Source organism: Aquiflexum sp. TKW24L (assembly GCF_023502205.1).
In the GTDB taxonomy this organism is placed as follows: Bacteria; Bacteroidota; Bacteroidia; order Cytophagales; family Cyclobacteriaceae; genus Cognataquiflexum.
Genome location: NZ_JAMFLG010000001.1, coordinates 1 through 16,275, shown reverse-complemented (window position 1 = coordinate 16,275; position 16,275 = coordinate 1). Strand labels below are relative to the sequence as shown.

Annotated in this window: 14 protein-coding genes; 6 read left to right on the top strand and 8 right to left on the bottom strand. The window is 34.6% G+C overall.

All coding sequences use genetic code 11. The annotated features are described in order from the left end of the window. Positions 1–18: 18 nt before the first annotated feature. Positions 19–2,013, bottom strand: a complete 1,995-nt coding sequence (locus M3O96_RS22090; protein WP_349630824.1) for an nSTAND1 domain-containing NTPase — start codon at positions 2,011–2,013, stop codon at positions 19–21. Continuing rightward, positions 2,010–2,948, bottom strand: a complete 939-nt coding sequence (locus M3O96_RS00065) for a toll/interleukin-1 receptor domain-containing protein (protein ID WP_249717331.1) — start codon at positions 2,946–2,948, stop codon at positions 2,010–2,012. The genes M3O96_RS22090 and M3O96_RS00065 overlap by 4 nt, the downstream gene beginning before the upstream one ends. 795 nt (positions 2,949–3,743) lie before the next feature. Between M3O96_RS00065 and M3O96_RS00060 the strand changes: the two genes are divergently transcribed. Further along, positions 3,744–4,436, top strand: a complete 693-nt coding sequence (locus M3O96_RS00060; protein WP_249717329.1) for a hypothetical protein — start codon at positions 3,744–3,746, stop codon at positions 4,434–4,436. A gap of 91 nt (positions 4,437–4,527) precedes the next feature. Here M3O96_RS00060 and M3O96_RS00055 read toward each other — a convergent pair whose 3' ends face one another. Continuing rightward, positions 4,528–5,286, bottom strand: a complete 759-nt coding sequence (locus M3O96_RS00055; RefSeq protein WP_249717328.1) for a toll/interleukin-1 receptor domain-containing protein — start codon at positions 5,284–5,286, stop codon at positions 4,528–4,530. 396 nt (positions 5,287–5,682) lie between these two features. Between M3O96_RS00055 and M3O96_RS00050 the strand changes: the two genes are divergently transcribed. From M3O96_RS00050 to M3O96_RS00030, 5 genes are all read left to right on the top strand, one after another. Continuing rightward, positions 5,683–6,837 carry a patatin-like phospholipase family protein gene (locus M3O96_RS00050; protein ID WP_249717325.1) on the top strand — a complete coding sequence of 385 codons (1,155 nt, stop codon included), beginning with the start codon at positions 5,683–5,685 and terminating at the stop codon, positions 6,835–6,837. A gap of 17 nt (positions 6,838–6,854) precedes the next feature. Continuing rightward, positions 6,855–8,894 (top strand): tetratricopeptide repeat-containing protein, encoded by a 2,040-nt coding sequence (locus M3O96_RS00045; protein ID WP_249717322.1) that lies wholly within the window; start codon positions 6,855–6,857, stop codon positions 8,892–8,894. Positions 8,895–8,951: 57 nt separating this feature from the next. After that, entirely contained in the window at positions 8,952–9,206 is a 255-nt protein-coding gene (locus M3O96_RS00040) for a hypothetical protein (protein WP_249717320.1), read from the top strand. A 120-nt stretch (positions 9,207–9,326) separates the two neighbouring features. Continuing rightward, entirely contained in the window at positions 9,327–9,608 is a 282-nt protein-coding gene (locus M3O96_RS00035) for a hypothetical protein (protein ID WP_249717318.1), read from the top strand. A gap of 179 nt (positions 9,609–9,787) precedes the next feature. Beyond that, entirely contained in the window at positions 9,788–10,666 is an 879-nt protein-coding gene (locus tag M3O96_RS00030; RefSeq protein ID WP_249717315.1) for a toll/interleukin-1 receptor domain-containing protein, read from the top strand. Positions 10,667–11,036: 370 nt separating this feature from the next. On the opposite strand, the gene M3O96_RS00025 is transcribed toward M3O96_RS00030, so the two are convergent. The 5 genes from M3O96_RS00025 to M3O96_RS00005 form a co-directional block, all read right to left on the bottom strand. Then, the gene (locus M3O96_RS00025) at positions 11,037–11,960 is read right to left on the bottom strand and encodes a pentapeptide repeat-containing protein (protein ID WP_249717312.1); all 924 of its coding nucleotides are present in this window, start codon (positions 11,958–11,960) and stop codon (positions 11,037–11,039) included. A gap of 99 nt (positions 11,961–12,059) precedes the next feature. Further along, positions 12,060–14,339 carry a hypothetical protein gene (locus tag M3O96_RS00020; RefSeq protein WP_249717310.1) on the bottom strand — a complete coding sequence of 760 codons (2,280 nt, stop codon included), beginning with the start codon at positions 14,337–14,339 and terminating at the stop codon, positions 12,060–12,062. A 132-nt stretch (positions 14,340–14,471) separates the two neighbouring features. Continuing rightward, a complete protein-coding gene (locus tag M3O96_RS00015; protein ID WP_249717307.1) occupies positions 14,472–14,675 on the bottom strand; it encodes a toll/interleukin-1 receptor domain-containing protein in 204 nt (67 codons plus the stop codon). 432 nt (positions 14,676–15,107) lie between these two features. Beyond that, a complete protein-coding gene (locus M3O96_RS00010) occupies positions 15,108–15,887 on the bottom strand; it encodes an SLATT domain-containing protein (protein WP_249717305.1) in 780 nt (259 codons plus the stop codon). 57 nt (positions 15,888–15,944) lie between these two features. Further along, positions 15,945–16,275, bottom strand: a 331-nt coding sequence (locus M3O96_RS00005; RefSeq protein WP_249717302.1) for a hypothetical protein, incomplete at its 5' end; no start/stop codon positions are given.

Below are 16,275 nucleotides of genomic sequence, written 5' to 3'. Positions count from 1 at the left end.
AATTGTTATTTGGGATTATCATTCATTTCCATTTTCCAAAGTAGCAATTACTTTTTTTAGGCTGTCGATTTCTAGGAAACTTTTAAGTCCATCACTTCTGTTTTTTTCAACAAGGTTGTCCACAGCTTTCTTCCATTCTTCTATTTCATAATTTAATCGGTTGATAGTTGGCATATACTTACTTTTTTCACTTTGAAGCTCATCCTCTTTGCCTTTATAACTTTTATCTATGTCTTTATTTTTTGTCTCAAGGTCTTTAAGCTTTACCTGTAAATTATTATTTAGTGTTTTGGAATTTTCATTTTCAATATAATGTAATGCTATTTGATCCGAAAGTTGGGTGATTTTATTCCTTAAATTATTCAGGGAATCAATATTTTTGGAAATTATTGCATCATTACTGATACTGTCATACAATCTTTTATTTTCTGAATTTTTATAATTTAGTTCAGATATTTGAGTTTTTGTATTTTGCTCATTCATAAAAAGGCCGATTAGTATAGTAAATACAATAATTATCGAGAAGCCGATAGTTTTACTGTATTTTCTCCAAAATAGATTTCTAATGGTCTTTCTCGTAAAATCCGTGAATTTGAAAACCTGGTCATTGTCAGAAACCTTTAAAAATTCACGAGAATCTTCATCAAGATTCCTTACTACCCACCATTCAGCTTTTTCTTTTTTTCCACTCTTAGATACAAGGTCTTTCAACCTTCGGTTGGCTTTGACTTCAGATAAAAATTCTACGCCAAGGATTTCAGATTTATCCTTATTTTGGGTTTCATAGTTATCAAAAAGTTTGTTTAGTATTTCAATGTCCTTACGCTCATCCTCAATCCAACTTCCAAATTTTTCCCACTTTCTAATAAATGCCTCGTGGGCAACATCAATACTTGAATTTTCTTGTAAAGGACCTTCAGGCGGTAGTAAAAAATTGACGCCTTCTTTTCTAAAAGGGGTTGTAAGCGCATTTAATTCATCTAAAGTAATGTCTAACAACCCTGATAATTCATTGGCATTTGCAGGTCTTCTAAAAAATTTGCCTTTTTCTGATGTCGCTATTTGCTTAATAAGTGATTCTATTTTGAGTTTATCGGAATTGGACAATTTTTCGAAAATTTCATCGGCGTGCCTTCCAACGCATTTGTCCATCTTACCAATAAACTCGTAAGAAAAGACTTTTATTTCTTTGCTATCAGGATCGTTTTCTATCCAATGGTTCCAAGTTCTCATCAGGGAATGTTGAAGAACCGGGAGTTGATCAGGATCTTCATTGATGTCATTCAATAAAGTGTTAAGAAGGAGTGGTGATAGCGCAACTTTTTGCTGGTTTAATGGCTCCGAAATTGCTTGTTTTAGCTCATTCCTGGTTAACCTGGGTACTAGAAACTGTCCATCATTTATCAATTCAGGAAGTCCTCGAAATTTGGAACAATCTCCGATAAAATCAGACCTAATCGTAATCAAAATGTATATATCACTACTGTTTATTTCCAATGTGGATATTAACAGATTTACGAACTTAAAACTTTCATCCTCAAAAGATGCGTCTGTCTTATCATTTCCTAGCTTAGAATAGGTGATGAGTTCTTCGAATTGATCAATCACCAAAAGCAATTTTTTATGGTTTCCACATTGCTTGTAGGTTTCAATAATACCAAGGGAATTGTATATCAGATTAGAATAAATAAACTCCTTCCAAACGGTTTCATTTTCTGAATTAGGTTTGTAATTATTAGTTTGATCGCCTAGTGCAGTTGCTAGATTCTTTATTGGGCTGGTCTGTGGTCTCATAACACAAATATCCCATTCCTTGGTTTTTTTCAGTTTTGGAATTAATCCGGCACTTACCAATGAAGATTTGCCTGATGCGGACAACCCAACCACAGCGACAAACTTTACATGATGAAGTTTGGCTTCTAGATCATTGATCTGTTTTTCCCTACCAAAAAAGAATTCACTTTCTTCTTCTTTAAAAGGCCTTATTCCTGGAAATGGATTTCTAAGCTTCATTTTTTTAATAATTTAATTTCCTCCAAAACACTTTGTTTGAATTTCTCCAACGAACCATACTGAATATCCATGTTTGCTGTAAAGAAGTTTTCATCCTTCAATTTCATTTGTATTTCGGAATTCAATTCAGTATCGTTTGATACCCATATCATTACTTTTAGATTATGAGTATGTGACAATTCTCTAGCTGTTTCAATTTCAATTAAGTCGTTTTCCTCATTATTTTTACCAATTATATGTATGGACAAGATGACTTGCGACAATTCTTCCTGAAATTGTTTTCTCCTCAAGCTTTTGTCTTGATTCAATAACCCCGTTGACCTGATATTCAGTTTTTTAGCACGTAATTCAGCAGCCAAATTGGCTCCGATATCGTGGGCGCTGGATTTCAAATTTGGGGTTAAAAAAACCGAATTTAGTTTTGATTTATCAATCTCAATTTCATCTCTGAATAATTTAATAAAATCATGTGCGAGGTTATTTATTTCTTGTAGGAATTTGGGATCTGAAGGATGGTACTCTAATGGGGAATCCGGGTTGGTGTCATCGTAAAAAATGTATTCAGGAACTCCGATCAATAGTTCCGGTTCCTCAAAATCATTACTTGGTGGGTATTTTACAACCTTAATGATGTTTTTTTTGGAAAAATTATGTAGTTCACAAAAATATTCTAATTCTTGTTTACAGTAATGACTTACCAAATAGGAGTTTGATTCAATGACCAAAAGAATTTTAGAATTTGAAAGATTATTTTTCAAAAATTCTGAGAGTTCATTTATTTCTCTATTTCTTGTGTCAAAAAATATATTGACATCAAAACGTGGTGAAATTTGCTCTATGCGCCACTTCAATTTATTATTAAATTTTTTAGGCCAATTTTCAGATTCATCCTGGGCGCCGTCACGATGGCTATAACTTTGGAATGCATGAAACATATGAGTTAGAGTTTTAAGTTGATCACTATTTAAAAGGTTTGATTACACAGGCATTCGTCTATTTGAATTTGGTTTCCCCCGGATTTTCTTATTTTTTAGAAAAGAGGGATCGAACAATTCATTTTTTGAAAGTCTATCTTCATATCAGATTTTAAAATCTGGACTTTTTAATTTATGTACTCTATGATGCCAGCAAAATGGCAATTCAGAATAGTTCTTGGCAAGAGGTGTAGTACCGGATACATTTCCCTTCCCTCCGGCAAGTAGGGGTTTTCCTCCCCAAAGCCATCAGATTCACCTTCATAGATATCCCGATTCACTTCCCACCACTGGTAGGCGTCATTTTTATAGCATTTATTGGGTTACAGGCAAAGAACCTAATGACCAACCCATAATTTAATTTTCTTTAGAGTTGCCTTCATGATGTTTTAGTTTTGGCTTTTGAGTTTAAAAATTTGGAATAATAAAAATTGCTGTATTAAAAATAAACATTTTTGTTCTTTATTACCAAAAATATTGCAATTAAATCTTTTTTTTACCAAATTTAATGTAGGGTTTTCGGAGATTAGCAATCAATTTTTTTTGATGAGGATTTCTGAAACCTGAGTTTTTTTGTCCATGTCAATATCTCATCATTTTGGTCCGAAATTTTAGCTGACACCAAATGATAAAAAACTATAGAATAGTCATTGCGAACAAATAAATTATATAGAACAAACCTGAAATCCAATCAAAAAATCGGTAAAAGTATCTATCTATAATTATTTAAATATTCAAATAATAACTACTACGATTATGGAACATCAATTTCAAATACCATATTCAGTTCAGGAAAAATTCCCTGATAAAGTCCTTAATAAATTGAGGCAAAATTTCATTTCAATGATTGAAAATGAAAACATCCAACGTACTTCTTATGTCCTAGTTTCCGCCTATAATTTAAACCACAACCAAAAAATAGAGTTAATTCAATTGATGTTAAATATGACAGCGGACGGAATATATTTATTAAACCAATCTTACGCACAAGCTGAGCAAGCAAATTTGTCAAATGAATTTAATCCGATATTGAATTACTTGACTGATTACTTTTTTGAAGTTGAAGATTTTAGAACTGATAATTTCGGCCCGATAGGCTGGATTGATGATAGCTATCTCTGCTTTTCTGGTTTACAACAGATCAATCAAATTTATGCCTCGATATATGGCAAAAAACTTATCGAAATTGAATTAAATCCATACATTATATTTATGAGGGGATTATTATCTCAGGATGAATTATTAGAATTGGACAAAGTTTTACTAGAAAAATTCGCTTCTATAGATTGGAAAAATATACTTCTAAAAATGGCAGGAGTATCTTTTGTCAATATGATTTTTGGTAATAATCGGGGAAATCAAAGTTCTGGAGGAAATTCAGATGGGAAATCTTGGGAAAGGCAAATGTTTGAAAGTGCCTCAAAATTGGGAATTCCCATAAATTTTTAATATTTGAAAGTTCTACTTTTGATCTCGAACAGGTTTGAATGTATGTAAAAATACATCAAGTTAATATGTATGTCAGGACATTAGAAATATTCTAAGATTTCAATTTTTGTATATCCTTCAAAATGAAATTTTTCATCTTTTGGACCATAGATGGATGAAAATCATAATTCCTATCACACCATGCAAGCCAGGAATTAAGTTCATGCATGGATGCGTTTCCATGCTCTAATTTCGCCATAATTGATTCCATCTCTTTCATCGTGTTTTGGGCCTGTGGCATTGTGGTTGTCCTGATTTGATCATTCTTTTGGAATAAGTCTGTAATCCTCTGGATCCAATCCTCCTTATATCCATCATCATTTTGATTGTTTTGGAGTCTGTAGGTATTGATATAATTTAGAAAACCCCCGAGATCTGTAATATTTCCGATTGCTTGGTCTACCAAATTCGTTTTAATTCCCATCTCAGAAGCCATTAAAATGGTTAAAGCTCTTCGAAGCAATAGTGAACCTACTTCATATTCCTGCATTGGAATACCCAATAAATCATTTAAGTAGAAATTTTGGGATAGAGTTGTTTCATCAAGTTGGACTGGAATTATCCTTTTTTTCAATTTTGAGGCAGTTTCAATTTCTGCATATACACCATGAGAATTTAAGGCATTTTTTGACCACAGAACTACAATAACATCGGAATTGGTGATATGTTGATCTATTTTACTTTGTATGGGATCTCCAGGGAGAAGTTGCATAATATCAAACCATATTTCATGTCCATCTTTTTTCAAATCTTCAAAAATACGGGTGGCAAGGGATTTGTCCTGCCAAGAATGGCTAATTAGAATTTTCATAATTTTTAGTTTGTTTTTTATATTACAATCCCACCATTAATTTAATGATAAATACTAAAGAGGTTTAAATTCCTAATATTTATATGTTATTTTTTCCATATAACTACTGTTTATCAATATTTTATACTTTTAATATGAATATAATTTAGATAAAATAAATTTAAAAATTTTGCCCTTTAAATTGCAAAAAAATATTTATTTAATGAAATTTAGGAAAATAGAATAGTGCGAAGTAATCTCTAAATTTTGAAAGCAAATAACACATAAAATTTGCTTTTTGAGTTTTGCACTTTTTTCATTTAAATCATTTCATCGATCCCAAATAATATCTCATTTTATCGGATATCTGAGAAGTCTTATTTCGGGCAATACCATACAAATTTAATCTGAAAAAATATGGCAAACTGGGGACCACTAGAAAACCGTTATGGTAACAAATCACCGAGAAAAATGCTTGCTCTGGATGGTGGTGGCATTAGAGGTATAATCACTTTGGAATATCTTGCGAAAATTGAACAAGATCTAAAACATAAATTAGGTAAAGATGACAGATTTCGCCTTTGTGATTACTTTGACTATATAGCAGGGACAAGTACAGGGGCAATAATCGCAGCCGGTTTGTCTTTGGGGATGTCAGTATCAGAACTTCTCAATTTTTATGTTAAGGAAGGGAAGAAAATGTTTGACAAAAACTTCATCTTAAAAAGATGGAAAGCCTTTTATGGTGACGGTGAAATACTAGAAAAATTAAAAGAGACTTTTGGAGAAGATACTGATTTATGTCTGAAAGATGGAAAATATAAGTCTTTGTTGATGATTGTGACCATGAATCGGACTACCGATTCTCCTTGGCCTATCAGTAATAATCCATTTGCAAAGTATAATGATGAATCCAGACAGGATTGTAACTGTCGGATAAAGCTTTTTCAGTTAGTTAGGGCAAGTGCTGCGGCACCTGTTTATTTTCCACCAGAAACACTTCAATGGGATCCAAATAACCCAGATAAAACTTTTGTTTTTGTAGACGGAGGAACAACCCCTTACAACAACCCCTCATTTTTGCTTTATAAAATGGCTACTCAGCCCGGTTTTAGATTAAATTGGGAAATAGGCGAGGACAAACTTTTATTGGTTTCTGTCGGAACAGGTTCAAGCCCAACGCAAGGTGAATATGGCAATTTGCTAAATACTCTTCAAGCCTTGCCTGACAATTTAATGTACGCAGCTAGTGTCGACCAAGATATCAATTGTAGAGTCATAGGAAGATGTACTTATGGTGCTGCTATTGATAGGGAGTTGGGTGATATGATTCCTAGAGATAACAATGGACATATAATTCCTTTGTCCCAAGACTTAAAGAAGCATTTTCTTTATGTCAGGTATAATGTTGAATTGACTCAATCAGGCATGCGTGATATTGGAATCAATGATCTCGATCCCGAACCTTTAAGGCAACTCGATGCTGTCAAGAATATCAAGGAACTGAAAAAGGTAGGAAGTTTTGCTGCTAATAAACACGTTGATTTAGCTCATTTTGGCTCGTTTGTTTAACTATAAATTTTGATAACATGGATGTTTTTATTGTAAGGCCTTTTAACACTAAGATTATCAGACAAAAAGATTTGGCTTCTGATAAAATTTTTGAAAATAAAATAAACTTCGATGAAGTTGAGAAAATACTCATTCAGCCTGTATTAACGGAATTAAATTTACGGGGGGGGACTACAGGGGAGATTTTTGAGGCAGGCGAAATAAGGGAGGACATGTTTTCCCTCTTATTGCTAGCAGATATAGTCATCGCTGACATTACTATTCACAACGCTAATGTATTTTACGAACTTGGCGTAAGGCATGCCTTAAGAAAGAATAAAACCATCCTGCTAAAATCACAAAACATTGACACAATCCCTTTTGATATATTAGGATACAGGTATGTGAGCTATGACTATCAAAATCCATCCAACGCTATTAATGATCTAAGGGAATCCATAAAAGCTACGATTGATTCTGATAGAACTGACAGTCCGGTTTTCAATATGTTACCAAAATTAAATTCGCAGGATCCTGAGGATTTTTTGGCCATTCCCCTAGATTTCTCAGAAGAAGTTGAAATTGCATGTGCGGAAAAGCAAATTGGAAAATTATCACTATTGGTTTCAGAATTAGATGGTTTACCTTGGAAAATTCCGGGCTTAAGGAAGATTGGTAACGACCAATTTAAACTTAAGGCATTTAAAGAAGCTAAATCAGCTTTTGAAGATATTAGGAAGAGGAACCCAGATGATTATGAAGCAAATGACCGCTTGGCGACTATTTATCAAAGACTTTCTGAAGAAGAAAAACAGAAGGATAAAAAGACCGGGCTTTTAAAATACTCAGATCTTGCCATTGAAAGGGTATTAAAAAATCCATCCAAACTAACAGCAGAGAAACTGGCTGAAATTTATTCCCTTAAAGCAAGGAATGCCAAAACCCGATGGATCGGTAATTGGATAAATGCAAGTGAAAAACCTCAGGAAATGGCATTGCTTTCTCCGGAATTGGAATCTGCCATCGAAGATTATGAACGAGGTTTTGAATCCGACTTAAACCATTTTTATTCAGGTATAAATGCCCTTAGCCTATTAACCATCAAAATAGGTTTAGCTGAAAACCATCCTCATGTTTGGGAATTACAGTTTGATGAGGAGGATGATGCAGAAAAAGCGATTTCACAGCTCAGGAAAAAGCTTCAAAAGTTAACTGTCATGGTTGAAGGGTCTATTGATGCTGCCAAAAATTCCAAAAAAAGAAAAGGGGAAATTGATCCTTGGTTGGAAATGACTGAGGCCGACTTTTTGTTTTTGTCTTCTAAAAACATGGAAAGGGTTAGAAATAAATATAAGGGAGTTTTGACTAGGGCAAATAATCTGAATTTTGATTCGGCCCGGAGACAAATCTTAATATTTCAAAAATTAGGCGTTTTGACTGATAATGCTGAAGCGGCACTTTCCGAATTCGGCGAAACGACAGTAGAATTTAAAAAACAAATGGCAGTTATTTTTACAGGGCATATGGTTGATAATCCAAACAGAAAAACCCCGAGATTTCCTGCTGAAAAAGAAGCTGTTGCAAGAGAGAATATTAAAGCAATGCTTCAAAACGAAATTGAGAATTTTGAGGGTGAGATCATAGGAATAGCAGGAGGGGCATGCGGTGGAGATATTCTTTTTCATGAAATATGTCAAGAATTGGCAATTAAATCAGAACTATACCTCCCCATGTCTAGGGAAAAGTTTTTAGAACAATCTGTTAGGTTTGCTGGGAATAATTGGGTTAAAAGGTTCGATAACTTATACCAAACTTTGGATGTCAGATATTTATCGGAGAGTGGTGAGTTGCCAAGATGGTTAAAAAATAAGAGTGAATACTCTATTTGGGAACGAAATAACAGCTGGATTTTATACAGCGGATTGGCGAAGGGAGGTATTAATTCCACTTTGATAGCGCTTTGGGATGAAAAAGAAGGGGATGGACCTGGGGGTACAAAACACCTTGTGACCATTGCCCAGAAAAACGGGGCCAAAATCGAGATTATTGCAACAAATAAAATTTTTGGTTTGGAATGATTGATATTTTAAATGGGTGTTTCATTTTGAATTTTCAAATCAAAAAGAATTAAAGTTATGGAAGAAGAAATAGGGAATTTTGATTACGGCAATTTTCTTGAATTGGAGTTTGAAAGAAGATTTCCTCAATGGTGCCGGGGATACGGTTTATGGGGAGAATTTGTTGGAGAACCTGATTATGAGAAATTTAACAAGCTAAGAAATTTAGGGATTTCTGAGAAAATAAATTCTCCTTTATTTATGTCCCCGAGTTTTTATTTCCCACCAGCAAAAAGATACGGGTTTTGCCAAGAGGATAGCTTATTTAGCTAACAAAATGGATTCTTGTATTGGTTGGATGTATATGATTCAAGCTTGGGAAAAATTAACCAATCAAAATTATCCAAAGAAAAAAAGTCATTGAAAATAGGTGCCATAATTGAAATGGCTCTTATGAATTGTACCCATGTCCTGGCGGTAATGACGGCGAAAACTGCAGTATCAAGATGGGTTCCTTATGAATATGGAAGGATTGTGGATTTGCCTACAAATTCTTTAAGGACATCTTCTTGGATCGAATCCACATTAAGATACCAACCGGAGTATTTGCAGTTTGGGACCAAGCACTTCGATGAAAATTCAATAAATAATTGGTATAGAGCTGAAAGGAATCTTTTTGCAGGAAATTGTAAGCAGGATTTGGAAAATATACCTGATCCAAATCCCCTTCCTTAAATTTTCCTCAAGGCAGATTTTAATGAAGTAATCTCACTCTATAATCAGTTGCTTTTGGCCGTTGGTTTCTTTTATTGGAGCAATTTATTTGTGTTCTATTAAAATTTTATTTGGTGATTGAGCTTAGATAAAAAATAGTTTTCAGTATTTCTATAAACTAAAATGGATCTAAAAATAATATGAATACTTATACATTTTTCTCGTACAATAAGGATGATAAAGAAATAGCCTCCGATATTATTTCAAAACTTGAAGCAAGGAATGTGAATGTCTGGCACGACGGCTCATTAAAAAGTGGTCTGAATTGGAAAAAGCAAATTTTTCAAGCAATAATTGATTGTGATAGCATGGTTGTATGCCTTACCAAAAGCTATATCAAAAGCGCGATGTGTAGGATGGAGATATTTTTAGCCCAATGCTATAACAAAAAAATTCTTCCAATTATGGTTAAAGAAGAATGTTGGGAAGATTTAAATTCGTCGAGGGAACTCAGTTCAATTAAGGATTTAAGTGTTTTGAATCTTGTTAAAAATGAAATCTTTGGATTGAAGGTCACTGAAGAAGACCAATTAAATAAACTTGTTGGAAGCATAAACAATGAAATTGTTGATCGATTTGATAATTGTGAACTATTTATTTCATACAAAGCAAAAGATGCGCAATATGCTACCAAAGTTGCTGATGATTTATTCCAATTAGGAATACAAACCTGGATTGCTACCCTTGCTTACAAACCAGGAGAAAACTGGCAAAGCAGTCAATGGGAAGCATTGATGCAGGTAAAAGGACTTGCTGTTATTTTAAGCAAAGATGTTGCACAGAGCGAATATATCAGAAAAGAAATACTAATCGCAATTACAAGAAACATTCCAATTTATCCTGTGCTGGTTGATGATTCAATTATTGTATCAATCGACTTTCTTCGTGAGATTAACGAAGAACTCGATGCCACAAGAAGTTTTGAAATGAGAGAAATCAATGAGCTTCAATGGTTCTATCCAAACAGGGGGAATTATTCGGATATGATAAACTCCCTTGGGCAAAATTTTGAAAAGTAAATTTTGATTTATTAAATTTAAGCCAAGTCAAATCTTTTTTAGCTGACTTCCATAACGGTTTTCTGGCTTTAGGTGAAATTATAGATCGCATAGACTGGACATAGGATGCATTGAGAAGGATGGAATAAAGTCTATTTCGGGTGAAGAATATTGAATTTTTGAGAAGTGGTTTTAAGCCAATCAAGTTAATCGTCACTACCGCAAACTTATCGGGGTCTAAAATTCTGGTTCAAGTTTATACATCAAAAATAAATGATTCCAACAACTCGCAAATTAATACTAAAGAAAAATAATCAATAACCGACACGGGTATTTTCGGACGGATAAATTGGAATTTCAAAAAAATAAGAGTTAAGTTTTTACCTTAAATTTATTTTTTTAGTTTCTCAAACAATTTATTTGCAGGAATTATTATTTTTTCCATATTTTCAATAAGAGAATTGCTGTCCTTGTATACATAGGGTCCTAAAATCCATTTATAGGAACCCTTGTAATCTTTAAACATACTGTAAGTTTCTGTTCCTTTAAGTTTTAATAATTGTATCGGGGTAGTCCTTAAATGAGGAGCTAAAGTGGCAAGTTCATGCGGAATGCTACTTGGGTCAGTCAAATCAGCAATAATAAATCTAACCATGCGTGCTAAGGTTTCAACCGTACCAGTAACATCTTTCGTTTTCGGCTTTTCAAAGTCAAAAATTATAGGAGTAAAATTTAAATTTTGCAATTTTTTTCTCATTGCATCAAGCACCTCTTTTCTTTGGGGGGTGAATCGTCCTAATATAAGCACGGCCTTAGAAGTGATAGTGTCAATTACACTACGGAGATTTTGGTTATTTAAAAGCAAATAAATGAATTGCGCAAGTTGTAGATCATCCACTGTTATATCGGGCCCTACCTCAGTACCTGTTTTTTTTGTAATAACAAGGTTTGATTGGTCTTTAGGTGTACCCTTTAAGTCCCATGCAGAGAAGCCATAAAGATAACAACCTGTTAAGATAGCATCATTCAATTGAACATCATTAAGTCCCGCTTGTTCTAAAATTGCACCGGAAAGATTAGCACCTGTTAAGTTTGTTTTATACAGGTTTGCACCTGTAAGATTGGTTTTAACAAGAATAGCATTCGTCAAATTTGCTTTGTAGAAATTTGACCTAAAAAGATTTGCATTGCTGAGATCAACTCCATGAAAATCTTCATTGCTAAGGTCTATTTGAACTGTCCGATTCTCATTCCGCCAATTATTCCAAACTTCTACACCTTGCTTAATTATATTTATTTGCTCTTTATCTGCCATAACTCCTAAATTTTAATTTCTTGTTATAATAATATATTTAACTTTATTTATTATTAAAAAAATTCACGATAAGCGTCGTTAATGTTGGTTCCTAACCTCTTAAATCACCCCAATATGAATACTTTGACTGTCCTCTTTTTCACCATAAGAGATTGTTAGCGTTTTTTGAACACCATCTTTTGCTAATGGGTTCTCAGCAGAAGCCCTGTAAAGAAAATTTCCCAACACCTCCAAATAATAGGAATGTCCCAAGAACTGTCCAATTTTGGAATAGCTTTCCTCTATTAGCCTGTTCATAGGTTTTTCCTGCAACATGGATTCTCCCAATATTTTAATTCCTGCCATACATGATACCAAATCCTCAAATAAATTGGGTTGGGTAAAAATAAGGTTTGCCAACCAAACTCCCTGATTGTTGTTTCCTGATTTTCTCTCAAATTCGGCTAGGGTACCTACTTGTGGATTTTTTTCCAAATGATCCGCAGTAATATGTGCAAGCGAATTGGTCGACGTTTTGGGATGGTTGAGGTAATAATACCAAATGGGCCAATAGGTCTTTTCTCTGATAAATGGATCATTTCTTAATGCAAATCCATCCTGAAAGGAAAGAGAGGAAGCCATGGACTTGGCCAAAAGTTTTTTGAGGATGTCATTGAATCCCAAGTGGTGAATCTGTTGAAAAATACCTTTCAATACCTGATCCGGAAAATATACCTGTTTTTGGAATGCCACTTTTTGTTTGGAAAGAGTCGGAAAGTGTTTCTCTGCCAGCCACTCTATATCCCTTGCTGAGACGCAACCCCAATTGGCACCTGTATCCAAGAGCCCTTTGAGGTCTGCAAGGGATTTGATATGAACATTCTCCTCAAAAAGTTTCAGTGTCCAACCAAACTCAAATTCTGATACCCTAGGTTCCAATGCCAAAGAAAATGAAGGCATGGCTACCTCAAATTGGGAAAGCCATTTTCCGCTATCCTTTCCAAGTTTCCATTCATAGCCCCGGACACCAGAAAAGGATACCTGCTGATGCTGCCGGATATCCATTTTGACGATTAATTCCTTTTTCTTGAAATCCTTTCCTTTCAGAAACTCCCTGTCCCAAATCTTCAATCCAAAGCCCCAAGCGCTTTCTGTTACGGTCCTTTTTTGGTTAAAGTAGGATTCAATGGTGGCTCCTTTTGCTTTAGCTGCAACAAAATCCTGAATAAAAGGCTTCAGGTCAAACTTCATAAAATCGCAATGGTAATTTTTCAAAGCTTCACTATCTGCAAACCCGGCTTTCAATATCTCTGTTCCTTCTTTGATTTTGGTGAATTCATAACTGAAGGTCAGCATGGCACCGGATTCAGCGGATTCCTTGATTCCTTTCTTGAATTTATTTTGAAAATCAACCCATTTTTCTTCAAGGGTTTCCAGTTTGGATTTCCAGTCTTCCAAGCCAAACAGACTTGCAATTTTTTCTATAACCGCGATTTGAACTTCATTGCCCTGTCCGGATTTGATGGCTTCTAATGCTTTCTTGACATAGCTTGGGGATTTATTGACCAAAGAAGTGCTAGCTTTTTCCAACAATTCCTCCAACTGTTTTTCAAAGACATCAGGATTGCTCAATTTAATACCGATAGAAGCACCGATTCCTCCTGAGAGGGAAGAGTTTTTGATTTTACAGATAGACACCCCAAAAGAACCATCGCCATTTTTCTTAAGGAAATAAGAAAAATGATCCTTGATGCTGACTTCAAACTTGGCTGTGAGCTTCGGGGAAATAGCCAAATCCAAAGTCATTGCCTTGGCAAAAAAAGAAGGGAAAAGGTTGATGCTTTTGGAGAGGATATCGGACCAACTGATCTCCCCGCTTGCCCTTAGTTCCCCCTGCACACTGTAAGCAAAGCCATCATTGGCACCCAGGTTTTCCAAATCACTGGAGCGGAAGACGGTGGGAAAGTGGGGGAGGTCTTCCAAAACGGCATTCCTGACCACTTTTTGGTTGTCATGCTTGCGATACAAAGTCGCACGGATGCCTTTTTCCCGGTTGATCTCCAGGCCTATATCTCCAATTGTGCCCGACAGTTTGCTCTTTGGGAATACCTGAATGTCATATTTCAGATAGGCTTCCTTCATCGGATCATATATCAAATTGTCCTCAGCCCCGGTTCCCACCAAACCCAAATCGTCTACATCATTGGCATCATTAAACAGGTTGACCGAAAGCTGTCCCTGTACACTGATGGAAAAAATCAGGGGCAACTTATCCGATTCAAAAGCATACGATTCTTGGGCAGGGACCAAAATTGGTTTTTCAAGCAGGTCTTTGTCTGCCAGTTTTTTGTCGGTAATCAATTCACCGAAAGGAGCGAAAATGGGGAGGAGGTTTGGCATGGTATAAAAGAGTTGTAGGTAGAAAATTATAGAGAAAATCCAGTATTATGGAAACGGGAATCGGGAATATCAAAATATGAAGAATCTGAAAAGATCAGTTTTTATTTTAAAGGGTCTGATTATGGAAACTAATTAATCTAATCGGCCAAGAATAAAATCTCTCCTGTTTCCATATAATACCCTGTCAACATCTTTCTTGAGCTCAGGTGCCAAAGACCCAGAAATTCGGATATCATACCGATCCATAAAGACATCATGTCCCCTGCCCAAAATAATTACTCGGGCACTATCTACCAGTGCCTGAACTTTGGAATTGTAGGAGAAAAATACTCTCATAGATTGAAAAGAAATTTAAGTCCACTTGACTAGGTAGGAACAAAGGGAATCATTTATGGAATTTTCATTCAGACAAATTTTTATCACTTAGGTTTTCTTGAGCAGATTGAATATTAATTATTTGGTTTGGATCTTTAAAGGAAGATTTTAAAATATTCGACATTGCTTTATTTAATGATAAACTTAGGTCAAGTGAGATTTCTTTCCCAAAGGACCGGCTAGCTATAAATAAAGCTACAGACGCTAGATATTCAATGAAGGGTTTTTCTTGGAACTTGTCTTTTTTCCAAAACCGATGATTACAAAGCACGTTTTTTCCTTATTTGACATAATTGTTTAATTCTAATTGAAGAAATAATATTTATACTCGTTATAGAAAGAGAAAGTCCACAGGCTTATTTTTCTAAGAATTTGACCGCTAATCTTTACGGTTTATGCCAAATTAATTGTAACCTCCGTTAACTTTCCCGCCTCTACTTTGGCAACTTCAGCCATTTCAAAATTGGAGATTGGTTCCAACTTTTGGCCAGTGATTGTAATTAAATGGTACCCAGAACTAACTTCTTTATATAAATAAATAGGGCTAATCATATTAGCAAAAGCAAGACTATCTAATTTGATTTTGATGTTTTTATAATTATTAAATTGATTAACATTCACTTTAATATTTCCGGGTTGTGTGGTTTCCAATTTATTATTGATGGACTTTTGAAGTTCCGCCATACTTGACTGAAATTCTGTAACCCAAGAGCTTGTTTCTTCTTTTACAATTTCATCTATCAAAACAGAAAAATCCATCAGCATCCTTAATAGTTCTTTAGCCTCTTCAGGAGGAATGCTTACTAGGTCAGCTCTGAACGTTTCAATCTCCCACCGCAATTCAAATTCTCTAATTTTTTTTTGGATTTCCATTTCCGTAGTCATATACCTAATCCATCCTGATGAAAAACCAAAAAACCGGTCTAAGAGCAAGAGTGTGCCTGCAAAGGCTATGGAAATATATCCAAGATTTAAAAAATTGAATTTAAAATCGTTTTCAAGGAACAAAGCGTTGATCAATGGAATCAATCCACCAAAACCAAATAAAATAATTGACCAAAATCTGATCCATTTGGAATATTTCTTTTTGTTTTTTTTACTGTAGGCATACCAGTTTGATGCCTCGTTTGCTTTTGATATTACCTTATCATAAATTTCTTTTAGCGTTTTCATTTTAATGATTTATAGGTATGGGATAAAGAATATACTTCAAAGTCAATATTTTTTTTTTTAATTTTTAATCCAATTGCTTCCCTTTTTCGAACCAAACCTTCTAGGGGAAAAATAAAAACTTACTTTATCCATTCTTACCGATTGAAGCTTTTCCATCAGGATCAGGACTTTGGCATATTCTATCCTTGCCCAGATAAATGAAACCGCCAATGCCGCAAGCATAATCCCAAGTAAGAGAAAAGCCGTTTCGTTTAATCTTGGTTGTTTGTCCACCTCAATGAAGATGAGGGTCAAGGCCCAGGTAAAGAATAAGCAAAAGGAAGGAAGAAGTCCCTTTTGAAACCTGAATAAGGCATCAGGATTGGCTAATATTGATCTCATAAAATTA

Bases quoted from the DNA above. Each gene is read 5' to 3' on its own strand.
- M3O96_RS00060 (WP_249717329.1), top strand. From the start codon at position 3,744: ATGGAACATCAATTTCAAATACCATATTCAGTTCAGGAAAAATTCCCT.
- M3O96_RS22090 (WP_349630824.1), bottom strand. From the start codon at position 2,013: ATGAAGCTTAGAAATCCATTTCCAGGAATAAGGCCTTTTAAAGAAGAA.
- M3O96_RS00055 (WP_249717328.1), bottom strand. From the start codon at position 5,286: ATGAAAATTCTAATTAGCCATTCTTGGCAGGACAAATCCCTTGCCACC.
- M3O96_RS00020 (WP_249717310.1), bottom strand. From the start codon at position 14,339: ATGCCAAACCTCCTCCCCATTTTCGCTCCTTTCGGTGAATTGATTACC.
- M3O96_RS00035 (WP_249717318.1), top strand. From the start codon at position 9,327: ATGAATTGTACCCATGTCCTGGCGGTAATGACGGCGAAAACTGCAGTA.
- M3O96_RS00045 (WP_249717322.1), top strand. From the start codon at position 6,855: ATGGATGTTTTTATTGTAAGGCCTTTTAACACTAAGATTATCAGACAA.
- M3O96_RS00065 (WP_249717331.1), bottom strand. From the start codon at position 2,948: ATGTTTCATGCATTCCAAAGTTATAGCCATCGTGACGGCGCCCAGGAT.
- M3O96_RS00040 (WP_249717320.1), top strand. From the start codon at position 8,952: ATGGAAGAAGAAATAGGGAATTTTGATTACGGCAATTTTCTTGAATTG.
- M3O96_RS00025 (WP_249717312.1), bottom strand. From the start codon at position 11,960: ATGGCAGATAAAGAGCAAATAAATATAATTAAGCAAGGTGTAGAAGTT.
- M3O96_RS00030 (WP_249717315.1), top strand. From the start codon at position 9,788: ATGAATACTTATACATTTTTCTCGTACAATAAGGATGATAAAGAAATA.
- M3O96_RS00050 (WP_249717325.1), top strand. From the start codon at position 5,683: ATGGCAAACTGGGGACCACTAGAAAACCGTTATGGTAACAAATCACCG.
- M3O96_RS00015 (WP_249717307.1), bottom strand. From the start codon at position 14,675: ATGAGAGTATTTTTCTCCTACAATTCCAAAGTTCAGGCACTGGTAGAT.
- M3O96_RS00010 (WP_249717305.1), bottom strand. From the start codon at position 15,887: ATGAAAACGCTAAAAGAAATTTATGATAAGGTAATATCAAAAGCAAAC.